This is a genomic window from Erwinia typographi (assembly GCF_000773975.1).
GTDB lineage: Bacteria > Pseudomonadota > Gammaproteobacteria > Enterobacterales > Enterobacteriaceae > Erwinia > Erwinia typographi.
On record NZ_JRUQ01000060.1, the window covers coordinates 21883 to 33227 of the forward strand.

Genomic DNA, 11345 nt, shown 5'->3' on the forward strand with positions numbered 1-11345 from the left:
TGACGGCCCGGGCCGTCATCTTTTTTGCTTTCCTCCGCCACCTTTCTCATCCCGGCGGCGTGCCGGCCCCTCCCGCAGAGGCGGAAGCGCGCCCCGCTGACCGGAACGGCGCCGCCATTCCGTGTTGTTTATTTGTGAAAAAAACACATTAAATGATAATGCAATATGGCGGATTTTTATGTTAATTACACATCACCTAAACAGGCGTTAATTAAATCCGCCCTGACACAGGGAATATAATCCCCCTCCGGGACTGTAATGTACCGCTATCACTTTTTACTTTCATCTGCGTTATTTCCTTTTATTTCAGTGGCAAACAGGAAAATATTCGTCACACGAAAAACGCTTCTGACGATCAATCCATGAAATATAATAGCCAGTGGCTATTAATTTACGATTGTTGATCGTTATTGACGATCGATATGTTCGTGCGATAACCTGCGCCGCATTAAGAGATGCCCGCATTTTATATCAGTTATTCATCAGGTGTTTATTGTCAGGTCGCCATTTTTATGAAAGGAAAACATGATTCCGTATTTACCTACCGCTTTTATGGCGGCAGCCTCAGCCGGGAAATACTCCGGGAGTCCGTCCGGCATTACGGCTTTACCGAGTGCGGGGAAATGCTCTGCTTTCTTGACTGCCTCTGCGATGTCTACCCCGACCGGAGCGCCCTGCTCTGGCTACGGGAAAAAACCGGCGAGTGCCTGAGAAATCACGATAACGGAACGGATTACTTCAGGGACCTCCGGACGCTGGAAAGCGAACTCGAGTATGCCCTCAGCGTTATAAATTAAGCCTCAGGTCGTACCGGATACGGGGCTTTATTTTTAATACTGTTATTTACCCGTCCGCCATTTTAACGGCCACGCGTGAGGGGATTTTTAAACTCTGTTTATTTACCCGTCCGCTGCGTGGCATTCAGGAATGGCGGAAATATAAATAAAGCATCAACGAGAGTTGTTGTCAGAGAATTTCAGGGTGCCGTAATGGCCCTGAATGGCCGTCATGCGTCTGATGGCGGTCTTTTTGCAGAGTGCAGTGGTTGCATAACTTCTGTGTTATTTAAAATACATTTAATTTCAGGATTGAAAATGAAAAAGTTAATTATTGCGTCAATGGTTTCTGCGCTGATGACCGGTGCACTGTCCGTGCCATCTTATGCGGCAGACCCAACACCGGAGACCACTCCGGTCATCGTTGATGGCGGTAAAATTAATTTCACCGGCACAGTGGTGGCGGCACCGTGTGCGGTAGATATTCCGGCGGACGGACAGAATGTTGAGCTGGGCCAGGTCACCACCAGTGCGCTGGCAACCAAGGGCGCAGTCAGCAGCTCCAAAGATTTCAGCATCAAACTGGTTGGCTGTGACCTGAGCCATGATGCCACAGACCCGACAAAGGCGGCGAATTATACCAGCGCCTCCATCATCTTTGACGGCGACACACTGGCTGATGACAACACCACTCTGTCGCTTAAGGCGGACAGCGCCGGTGAAACCACCGCGCAGAACGTGGGTATTCAGATCCAGAGCAACAACAAAGTCGTGGCCATTGACGGCTCAACCGTTGCCGCAACCCAGGCACTGAGCGCGGATGGCGACTATGAAATTCCGTTCACCGCCAATTACGTTGCCACGGCAGCCGGCGTGGTGGCCGGCCACGCGAACTCAACCGCAACCTTCAAGGTTTCCTACGAGTAATTCCCTGCAGGCCTGCCGGTTATCCGGCAGGCCTGTTTTTATTCTCCAGACAGAGGAAGCGCAGCGCCATGTCCGCTCATTTCTTACGTAATACCGTGTGTGCCCTGGTGATGTCGGCTGCCGGCCTGATGTCCTGCTCATCCATTGCCGGCGGCATAAGCCTGGCCGGTACCCGCATCGTTTACCCGGCAGGTCAGAAGCAGTCCACCCTGTCAGTCCGTAACACCTCGGACCAGGTCAGCTTTATGGTGCAGTCCTGGGTGGAACAGGCTGACGGCCGGAAAAGTCAGGATTTTGTCGTTACCCCGCCGCTGTACGTCAGCGGACCGGGTAATGAGAACACCCTCCGGATAATGTATACCGGCGCCCCCGCCAGAACCGACAGGGAGACGCTGTATTACCTGAACACCAAGGCCATCCCTTCCGTCGATAAAAAGAGCATCGAGGGCAAGAATGTCCTGATGCTGGCCGCCATCACCCGCATCAAGCTGTTTGTCCGTCCGGCGGGCCTGACGCCTGAAGTGGATAAAGCCCCGGACGCGCTGGTGTTTCACCGGGCGGGGGACCGGCTGCAGATTGTCAATCCCACGCCGTATTACCTGACGGTCGTCCAGATTAAGGCCGGTGACAGCAAGCTGGCTGACACCATGGTACCCCCGAAGGGCAGCGTGTCGTTACCGCTGAAGGCCGGCGTGAAGGGTCCCGTACTGTACCGGACAATTAATGACTTCGGTGCGGCAACAGTACAGCATCACGCAGAAATAAAATAATAAAAACAGAGCAATACAGATTATTTACAGGTGCGCAGATGCCGGACAGGGAAAAAACATTATTTACCGGCCCGGGCAGGTCCGGGTCAGGCCACAGGCTGAAACCGTTATGCCGGCTGCTCTTCAGCGTCGGGCTGATGGTGCCTTTTGCGGGGCAGGCAGAGCTGTATTTTGCGCCGGCGATGGTGGCATCCGACCCCACCATGGTAGCCGACCTCTCCCGTTTTGAAAAAAAAGGGGCTCAGCTGCCCGGCGATTACCAGGTTGATATTTACGTCAACGGCGCTCAGAAGGTCAGCCGCACGCTCCACTTTGCGGACGCGCTCAGCCACGGGCAGGCGGGGACGGATAAAAAACGCCCGGACATTCACGACAGCACGGGCCTGATGGCCTGTCTGACCCGGAAGGACCTTGAGGGGCTGGGCGTCAACGTCCGGGCTTTTCCGGCCATGGCTGCACTGCCTGACAGCACCTGCGTGTCGCCCGGGAAATATATTCCGGATGCGTTCACCGCGTTTGATTTCCAGAAGATGCGGCTGGATATCAGCGTGCCGCAGGCGTCCATGCAGAACAGCGCCCGGGGATACATTCCTCCCGAGCAGTGGGATGAAGGTATCAGCGCCGCCCTGCTGAACTACAGCTTCAGCGGCAACAACAGCAACGGACGCTATGGCAACAGCAGCAGCCACTACCTGAACCTGAACAGCGGCCTGAACCTGGGGGCCTGGCGGGTGCGCGATTACCGGACGTGGAGTGACTACGACAGCCGGTATTACCGTTACCGGAAATGGCAGCATGTCAAAACCTGGGCGGAGCGCAGCGTCATCCCGCTGCGCAGTGAACTGGTTATCGGTGAAACCACAACCAGCGGCGATGTTTTTGATTCGCTGGGGTTCCGCGGGGTACAGATGGCGACCGATGACAGCATGTACCCGGACAGCCGGCGGGGATTTGCGCCGGTGATAAGGGGCACGGCGACCACCAATGCCCGGGTCACCATCCGCCAGAACGGGTATCTGGTGTACCAGTCCAACGTCTCTCCGGGGGCGTTTGCGATAGATGACCTGTATCCCGTTTACTCCAGCGGCGACCTGGAGGTGAGCGTGGCGGAAGCCGACGGCACGGTGCGGGTGTTCACCGTCCCCTACTCGTCCCTGCCGGTCCTGCAGCGTGAGGGAAACTTCCGCTACGCGCTGACGGCCGGACGTTACCAGTCTGCCAGCACCCGCTATGAGAACCCGGCCTTTTTCCAGGGCACCCTGGTGCACGGTGGCGCGCACAACATCACGACCTACGGGGGCGTGCAGGCGGCAGAGCACTATCTGGCCGGCGTCGCGGGCGCCGGCGTGAATATGGGGCAGGCGGGCGCCCTGTCTGCGGATATCACTCAGGCCAGCAGCACGCTGACCGACGGCACGCACCATGACGGGCAGTCCGTGCGCTTTCTTTATGCGCGCACGCTGACGGACACCGGGACGACCCTGCAGCTGGCCGGATACCGTTACTCCACGCAGGGATTTCACACGCTGGATGAGACTGCCCTGAAGGGGATGAAGGGCTGGCTTTACGATACGGACACGGTGGGGCCTGACGGCCGCCCCGTTAAGCAGTCCTACACCAGTTATTACAACCTGTACAACCGCCGGCGGGAACGCGTTCAGGCCACCGTGTCCCAGCAACTGGGGAAAGCCGGTGCCGTGCACCTTTCGGCCGTCCACCAGACCTACTGGAATAACGTGCCCGCAAGCACCTCCCTGCAGGCGGGCTTCAGCAGCCAGCTCGGCAGCGTCAGCTACAGCCTGAACTGGAGCCACACCCGTCAGCCCGGCGTGAACGGCACGGACGACTCGGTGTTCCTGTCGCTGTCCGTACCGCTCAGCGCCCTGCTGCCGGGCAGCAGGATGTACGCCACGTACAACGTGGGCCGGGACAGCGACGGCGGCCTCACCCATCAGGCGGGGCTTTCCGGGTCGGCGCTGGAGGGAGACAACCTCAGCTGGAATCTGTCACAGGGCTATTCGCGTAAGGCGGGCTACAGCGGCAACCTGAGCACCGATTACCGCGGGGGCTACGGCGACGGAAATCTGGGCTACAGCTACAGCGATGATTACCGGCAGTTCAGCTATGGCGTGTCCGGCGGTGCCCTGCTGCACCGTGACGGCCTGACGCTGGGGCAGCCGCTGGGTGAAACCAGCGTGCTGATTGCGGCGCCGGGCGTGGCGGGTGCCACGGTGGAAAATGAGCCGGGGGTACATACCGACTGGCGGGGTTACGCCATTGAGCCGTACGCCTCGGTTTACCATGAGAACCGCGTGGCGCTGGACACCACGTCGCTGGATGACCATACCGACATTGATAACGCGGTCAGCCGCGTGGTGCCGACCCGCGGCGCGGTGGTCAGGGCGGAGTTTAAGGGACACACCGGCAGCCGTCTGGTGATGACGCTGACTCACAACGGCCAGCCGGTGCCGTTCGGGGCGATGGTGACGGCGGAAGACAGTACGGGGCTGGTCGGTGATGACGGGCAGGTTTACCTGTCGGGCATGCCGGCGGAAGGCAGCGTGCGGGCGGACTGGGGGGCAGGCCGGAGCTGCACGTCCCGCTACCGCCTGCCGCCGGGGTATGAGCACCTGCCGGTTATCCGGCTTATGGGGCAGTGCCGCTGAGACCGGCGGCACGATGAAGCGGCGTACGGACGGTACGTCATAACAGTCAGGTAACATCAGTGAACAGGGGAAGAAAAACAATGAACATGAAACGCCGCGCAGTCAGTGCGATGGCCTTAACCGTGCTGCTGGCGGCAGGGCTTAACGCCCAGGCTCAGGCGGCAAGTGCAGAGGCCTTCATCACCATCAAAGGGAAGGTTCTGTCCAACACCTGCACCCTTGAATCAAAAAACATCAACGTAGCGATGGCGGCAATATCAGATAAGGATATCAGGAAGAAAGGAGAAACGGCGGCAAAAAGGACGGTGTCGCTCGTACTGAAAGACTGTGGTGGGGCTGTCAGCGCGGTGAAGGTGACGGCGCAGGGGACGGCGGACGATGATGATAAGAGTGCGTTTGCAAACCTCTATGGCAATGGAAAAGATGAAACGAAAACCGCGGCCACGGGGCTGGGCATTCATTTTTATGAGACGGACGGGAACACGCTTTTTAACCCGGACAATCCGGTAACTGAGACCAGTACGCTGACGCCCGATGAGGATAACACGCTGACCTATACCGCCGAGTATGTCGGGACAAAAGACACGGTGACGGGTGGAAATTTCAGTACGGTCATCAACATGACGCTGGATTATCAGTAACGTTCGCCAGTCAGGATGGCCTGACGGCTTCAGTCGTCTCCCTTCATAAGGGGGAGACATCCCGGATAAAATAAATTCTATATAATCTGAATTAAGTTAGCAGGAAAAACCAGTGCACCACATAATGAACCGAAACATTTACTTATTAATGATATTGTTATTTATGGATTCTTTTTCCTGTCGGGCAACAATTACAGTAAATGAAAATGGGAGGCAATATAAAACAGAACCCACGTCATTATTGGTGACAGGGGACACAATATCAATGTATATGAAGGAGAATCAAATCACATTTTCAAAATCAGCCGATGCATACACACCAGATATAAGTCATTTTCATCTCGTCTGTGCCTCAACGCTGGATGAACTCTCTGTTAAGGTTAACAGTAATTCATCAGAAACTGAAAGCATAATAGATGGAATGATTGTTCGCCCCGGACAGCCTTATCAGATATCCAGCACAACTAAGAATGGCTTCTCGTGGGAATTGAAATCCGGTCCTGTAACAATGACTTTAGGGGATAATTTCAGTAAAAAAGACTTAATAAGTTTTTACTGTGCCGCTGCAACAGATCTGGAGACGGTGAGAATTAGTGGTGCAATGGGAATGCAATTAAATAATAAAAATGGAATTCCTATGTTATTATTGCCAGGTGAAATCCGGCTCCCTGATTGCTGGCCTGGCCAGGCATCAAGCGTCAGCTTTCCTGCCACTTTGTATTCATCCGAAACCCCCAGCGCTTCTCCATCACTTTCTGCGAAAATACTGACAACTGAGGATACCAGTCCGTCCGATGATATTCAGATTACAAATGAGCGGGGAGAAAATCTGTCCGATGGCGTCAACATTACCCTTACTCCCGGACAGCGGACGGAGAATAACCTCACGGTCCAGTTCAACTGCAATGAACCTCCGGGGGAACATACCTGGTATGCCCATCTGACATTAAATGTCCCTTAAAGAGTGAGCGCCACATGTCGGTCGGTAAAAGATGAGATGGTCTTTGTCGTGGTCAACTAATGTTGGCCACACAACCTGACTTTTCGTGGAACAGCACTGTTGCCAATATTGTGATGTTCAGTACTGATGTGGTAGAAAAAAATGAACTGCGCCCCAGATTGGACAACTTATGCAGCCTGAATTAGTCAATATTGCACCGGGCTGTGGGACCCAATTTTTTCCTTTATCCCCAATTGGTTATAATATTCAATATAACCAATAATATCTCGTTAGGTCATCCACATTCATCTCATTAAACCGGGCACCTTACGGCAACAGAATCTTAGTCAGCAGAATTTTTTTCATCAGGTACGTCAGCGGAACTGCCAGTATAGCACCGATCACTCCCAGTACTGACTGCCAGAACATAAAAGCCAGCAATTGAAGCGTGAGCGTCATATTGAGGCGCCGTCCGAGCACCACCGGCTCCAGAAATGTACTCAGTATCAGGTTCAGAATAACAAAAAAAACAGCAACCGACGCAGAGACTGCCGGGCCAAACATAACAGCGCTCTGTATTACCGGAGGGAATGCCGCAATGAACGGCCCAAACACAGGCACGTAATTACACACAAACATCAGCACGCCCCAGATAAAAGCCGATTTCAGGCCCAGAAGGTGTGCACCACCCCATATAATCACGCCCCCCAGAAGGCTGGTCAGCGTTTTGACCCTGGCATAGACCATCACGCTCTGAATGCCCTCTTCCAGCGGAACGGACATTACCGGGCAGTATTCAGCGAGGTACCGCCCCCATAACGCCTTAAGCCGGGGTAACTCATAAAGTATGAACAGTAGCATCAGAAATACCACCACCCACCATGAAAGCATTCCGGGGATCTGGCTCAGCATAACGCTCAGGGAGCGAAGCAGCTTTCCCGCGTCGATAAACGAAAACAGTTCTTCCGGTGACAACGACATCCCCATCTGAGACAACATGTGTGTCAGTAAAGAGAGCCGCCCGGTAAGCAGCGAAGGCAGTTGCCGGCCGAACAGGGCAAGATCCGGGGTCATCGCCGTGAGCCTGAGAACGGTGACCACAACAGGCACAAGCAATGCCAGCATTACCAGCATACAGGCTACGCTACGGGGGACGCGACGCTCAGTCAGCTGACTGACCAGCGGTTCCAGCATTACAGCAAGTATTCCCGCCAACAGGACCTGATTGATAATATGTGCAGCCTGATGCAGGCCCGGAAGAATAACGGCCAGACAGGCAGCGGCGAACAGTATACGGGGCATCCGCAGACCCGGCTTCAGGCGGCGCATATTGTCTCCGTATTCCGGGGGCCGGAGTCCGGCCCATGAACGGGAGACGCCCTGAGCCACGCAGGTTTCTGTAACATTGGCAAGGTGCGTTCCCCCTTCCGGTTTTGCGAAATCATATTATCCCGCCATCTGAAGCTGAAGCGCTCCGTGTCCGCTAAAAACGGAGGCGGAGCCATGCAAACAATACGTTACCGTTGTTGTACGTGCCCGGTATGTAAGTAAACTGGACGACGGTACGCCTGTAACCGACAGAAAACAGCGGCAGTACGACAGGCAGCGGCACGTAATTCGCGAAATCATCGCGGGCCGTAATGCCGGCCGTAAAACCGAGGCCGAGCCGGAAATCACGCGACTGACCGGGGTACCACCCTTTTTCCCAGCCGTAGCCGGCAACGGGCTGCCATTTATTATGGGAATCCTTGAACACCATCGCATACACCGCACTCCAGTTCCCCGACTCGCTATAGCGGGAGACGCCGAAACCACCGCCCCAGGGCATTTCGTTATAATTGTCGGTTTTTTCTTTATCGTAGGCAAACCTGGCATGCCAGCTGATGAAAGGCAGGTACAGGTCATGGCTCTGCGGCTGCGAAAGGGTCTCTGACAGGTCCGTGGTCAGCCGGTCCCACCCGGAGCTGAAGATATCGTCAGCCACGACAAAGGACGAGAAAAAACTAAAGCCGATCAGCAGTATGACCGGAATACACCTCATAACTGACACCTTATTTAATAGTGCGCCGCGATGACGGCAACGTGATATCTTTATCAATCCGCTCCAGAAGATACGGAAAAAAAGGGTCGGAGGTCATCCGCATCAGCGCGTCCATCCCCACAACCAGCACCCCCCGCTCTCCGCGCGAAGCCTGTATCCCAAGACTGATGCCATATATGTCACGCGGATGGGGCTCCCGGCCATACAGCGGGTCATTGTCAGGAAACGGCAGGGCAACATGCGACAACGAAAACACATCGGCAGGCCAGGGGGTAGCCAGCTTTTCTGTCGTGGGGGCACGGTCCCCCGCGGCAATAGTCTGCGCCTGCGTTTCATCTGAGTCCGGGGACCGGTTGCTGATCACCGTGGTCGAGAAGTTCCGGGGCGCTGAAGGTAGCAAAAGTCGCAGTGCTGACCGGGAAGCATTTCTGAATAACGGCATGTAGGCCGACGCCTGGTTCAGGTCAAACAACACGAGTTCGCTGCCGTTAGCCGGGAGTGAGTTATACAGCCCGGTTATCACTGCCCGGGTGCTGACGGTTGAATCCAGCACGGACTGAAAAGTCAGGACAGGCGGCAGGCCGCCCAGTTCCTGCCGCCGGGATGCAGTCGCTATCTGTTTCTGAAGCGCCTGTGTCAACAGGAAAGACTGGCGGGCGGCGTTGACAGGGAATGAATTATATTTGAACGGATTAAATTCCGGCGTGATATTCAGCCATGCAGCCCGTGCAAACGCAGGAAAATAAGCGGGCCAGCCAGCCACACCGGCAAAGCGTGCAAACCGCGTGACACCAATCATGGGGGATATCAGCACAACACGCTGTGGTCGTTTAAGACTGTGGTCTTCCAGCGAATCCAGGGCATATTTCATGGCCAGGGCACCACCGTTGGAAAATCCTACGATATGCAGTGGTACCTGCTCCCCGGCAAGATGTCTGGCTTCACGGACAGCCAGACGCGTCGCGGCCATCCAGTCCTGCCATGTCACGCTGGTAAGCGCACCGGGAACCGTACCGTGCCCCGGTAAACGTATGCCAATCGCCACATAACCGCGTTCCCGGTAGCGCTGCGCAATATGCCGCAGGCTGTAGGGCGTATCCGTCAGGCCGTGCAGCAGGACCACCGCGCCTTCGGGCGGGCCAGCTGGCATCATGACGTAAGTGCGGTTCCAGTCAGTGGGAAACTTACCGGGATACACCCGGCTGGCTGAGTAGTAACGATTCATTGTGCTCTGCTGGGCGGGGGCCAGTCGGTCGGTAACATTCTCCCTGACATCCCTGAAAATCTGCTCTTCCGTCTGAAGATACGCTTCCCAGCTGGCGTGGTTTAAATCTTCCGCACGCATCTCATCCGGGACAAAAGTATGCCAGGGCTGAAGCGCCGGCCCACGCAGCGTCATAACGATGCGGGCGCATAACGCACCGGCCATTAACAGGGCTGCAGCAAGCGCAATCCTCCTGCACCACAGGATAATCAAGCCGGAACCTCCTTTTACCGTTCTGTTGTGTCTCAGAAAGTGAACATCCTGCGGGCATTTCAGCAGGACCTGCTCAACCGCTGACGGTTGTCACACCATTGTTTAAGGACAGGTACCCTGATGGCAGAGGCCGGCGCCAGAGTCCGGCATTCTCCAGCATCTGCACTGTTCCGTCACAGACATAACCTGCGTCCATCTCTTCCTTTCCCTTACCCGTTTTTGGTACCTGGTCTTCCCGCATCTCTGTGCTGCGCAAACCTGTGACTCACTCCGCGTCTCTTTCAAGAACCAGCGCGGTTCCACGCCAGTGACTCGAATCCCCCGCCTGACTCAGCGAAGTGATATAAATATACTCGCCGTTTTTCTTCCCGGCTTCAGCCTTCAGCGCATTCACCGCGTGAGACTTACCGCCACGCACGCCAAAAATAGAGATGCGGTCTTTTATGGTATAACCCGCAAGATTTGCATCCGACACCACGTCCACCGCCAGCGCTGAGCCGGACAGCAACAGTGAGAGCGCCAGGGCGGCTGTGATTTTCTTCATTTTTTACTTCCCTTTACTGTTCAGTTTACAGGACGCTGACTCTCTGTCAGCGCCCTGAGTTATACCGGGCTGCGACTAAACCGGACAGCAACACCCCAGTTTTTTTGCAAGGTCAACGGGAATCGGGAGGCCAGAGTGGCAGACACATCAGGCTGTTCAGATTAAAGATTAATCAGGTGCCGGCCATCAACGCCGAAGGAGTGGTATATAAGTCGCTCACGTGCCAGTCCTGTTTAAAAGCATTACGATATCGGTTTTTGAAAATAATACCGGCATAACGGAAATTCAGGTACGCTTCCCTGAGGGGAGCCGGTACGCTACAGGGCAGACCGGGATATACAGGGTCAACGTTCACAAAACGTATACGCACAGAAAGTGGGGATCAGCTCATGCAGGAATCTGAAATAAAACCAGAAATCAAATATGTAAAGGATTAACCCGCCATGCTGGTATGCGCCCCGGGCATGGCATTTTTTTAGAAAGAAGGGAACTCTGTGCTGTTATCATTATAATATTCAGAAATAACCGCGGATACCTGTACGGGAGACCCTGTACACGATTCT

At 55.1% G+C, this 11345-nt stretch carries 11 protein-coding genes; 6 read left to right on the forward strand and 5 right to left on the reverse strand.

The window, feature by feature from the left end; all coding sequences use genetic code 11:
* Positions 1-512: 512 nt before the first annotated feature.
* From NG99_RS21050 to NG99_RS29420, 6 genes are all read left to right on the forward strand, one after another.
* Positions 513-797 carry a hypothetical protein gene (locus tag NG99_RS21050; RefSeq protein WP_052130820.1) on the forward strand — a complete coding sequence of 95 codons (285 nt, stop codon included), beginning with the start codon at positions 513-515 and terminating at the stop codon, positions 795-797.
* Positions 798-1094: 297 nt separating this feature from the next.
* Positions 1095-1703 (forward strand): fimbrial protein, encoded by a 609-nt coding sequence (locus NG99_RS21055; RefSeq protein WP_034897336.1) that lies wholly within the window; start codon positions 1095-1097, stop codon positions 1701-1703.
* A 68-nt stretch (positions 1704-1771) separates the two neighbouring features.
* The gene (locus tag NG99_RS21060; protein WP_034897338.1) at positions 1772-2473 is read left to right on the forward strand and encodes a fimbria/pilus periplasmic chaperone; all 702 of its coding nucleotides are present in this window, start codon (positions 1772-1774) and stop codon (positions 2471-2473) included.
* Between the two features lie 38 nt (positions 2474-2511).
* Positions 2512-5139 (forward strand): fimbria/pilus outer membrane usher protein, encoded by a 2628-nt coding sequence (locus NG99_RS21065; protein ID WP_052130821.1) that lies wholly within the window; start codon positions 2512-2514, stop codon positions 5137-5139.
* An 80-nt stretch (positions 5140-5219) separates the two neighbouring features.
* Entirely contained in the window at positions 5220-5780 is a 561-nt protein-coding gene (locus NG99_RS21070) for a fimbrial protein (protein ID WP_034897340.1), read from the forward strand.
* Between the two features lie 163 nt (positions 5781-5943).
* Complete coding sequence (locus tag NG99_RS29420; protein WP_157032672.1) at positions 5944-6741, forward strand: hypothetical protein; 798 nt, start codon at positions 5944-5946, stop codon at positions 6739-6741.
* Between the two features lie 185 nt (positions 6742-6926).
* Here NG99_RS29420 and NG99_RS30395 read toward each other — a convergent pair whose 3' ends face one another.
* From NG99_RS30395 to NG99_RS21095, 5 genes are all read right to left on the reverse strand, one after another.
* Complete coding sequence (locus NG99_RS30395) at positions 6927-7004, reverse strand: IS3 family transposase (RefSeq protein WP_408606427.1); 78 nt, start codon at positions 7002-7004, stop codon at positions 6927-6929.
* A gap of 43 nt (positions 7005-7047) precedes the next feature.
* Positions 7048-8049: an AI-2E family transporter gene (locus NG99_RS21080; RefSeq protein ID WP_052130822.1), complete on the reverse strand. Its 1002-nt coding sequence runs from the start codon at positions 8047-8049 to the stop codon at positions 7048-7050.
* A 154-nt stretch (positions 8050-8203) separates the two neighbouring features.
* Positions 8204-8761 (reverse strand): lipid IV(A) palmitoyltransferase PagP, encoded by a 558-nt coding sequence (pagP, locus tag NG99_RS21085; protein ID WP_084110604.1) that lies wholly within the window; start codon positions 8759-8761, stop codon positions 8204-8206.
* A 10-nt stretch (positions 8762-8771) separates the two neighbouring features.
* Entirely contained in the window at positions 8772-10190 is a 1419-nt protein-coding gene (locus tag NG99_RS21090) for an alpha/beta hydrolase (protein WP_052130823.1), read from the reverse strand.
* A gap of 313 nt (positions 10191-10503) precedes the next feature.
* On the reverse strand, positions 10504-10782 hold the full coding sequence (locus NG99_RS21095) for a YdgH/BhsA/McbA-like domain containing protein (protein ID WP_034888296.1): 279 nt from the start codon (positions 10780-10782) through the stop codon (positions 10504-10506).
* Between the last annotated feature and the right edge of the window lie 563 nt (positions 10783-11345).

Excerpts from the sequence above, each read along its gene's own strand:
- NG99_RS29420 (WP_157032672.1), top strand. The coding sequence starts at position 5,944 with ATGGATTCTTTTTCCTGTCGGGCAACAATTACAGTAAATGAAAATGGG.
- NG99_RS21070 (WP_034897340.1), top strand. The coding sequence starts at position 5,220 with ATGAACATGAAACGCCGCGCAGTCAGTGCGATGGCCTTAACCGTGCTG.
- pagP (WP_084110604.1), bottom strand. The coding sequence starts at position 8,761 with ATGAGGTGTATTCCGGTCATACTGCTGATCGGCTTTAGTTTTTTCTCG.
- NG99_RS21095 (WP_034888296.1), bottom strand. The coding sequence starts at position 10,782 with ATGAAGAAAATCACAGCCGCCCTGGCGCTCTCACTGTTGCTGTCCGGC.
- NG99_RS21080 (WP_052130822.1), bottom strand. The coding sequence starts at position 8,049 with ATGCGCCGCCTGAAGCCGGGTCTGCGGATGCCCCGTATACTGTTCGCC.
- NG99_RS21090 (WP_052130823.1), bottom strand. The coding sequence starts at position 10,190 with ATGGCCGGTGCGTTATGCGCCCGCATCGTTATGACGCTGCGTGGGCCG.
- NG99_RS21065 (WP_052130821.1), top strand. The coding sequence starts at position 2,512 with ATGCCGGACAGGGAAAAAACATTATTTACCGGCCCGGGCAGGTCCGGG.
- NG99_RS21055 (WP_034897336.1), top strand. The coding sequence starts at position 1,095 with ATGAAAAAGTTAATTATTGCGTCAATGGTTTCTGCGCTGATGACCGGT.
- NG99_RS21050 (WP_052130820.1), top strand. The coding sequence starts at position 513 with ATGAAAGGAAAACATGATTCCGTATTTACCTACCGCTTTTATGGCGGC.
- NG99_RS21060 (WP_034897338.1), top strand. The coding sequence starts at position 1,772 with ATGTCCGCTCATTTCTTACGTAATACCGTGTGTGCCCTGGTGATGTCG.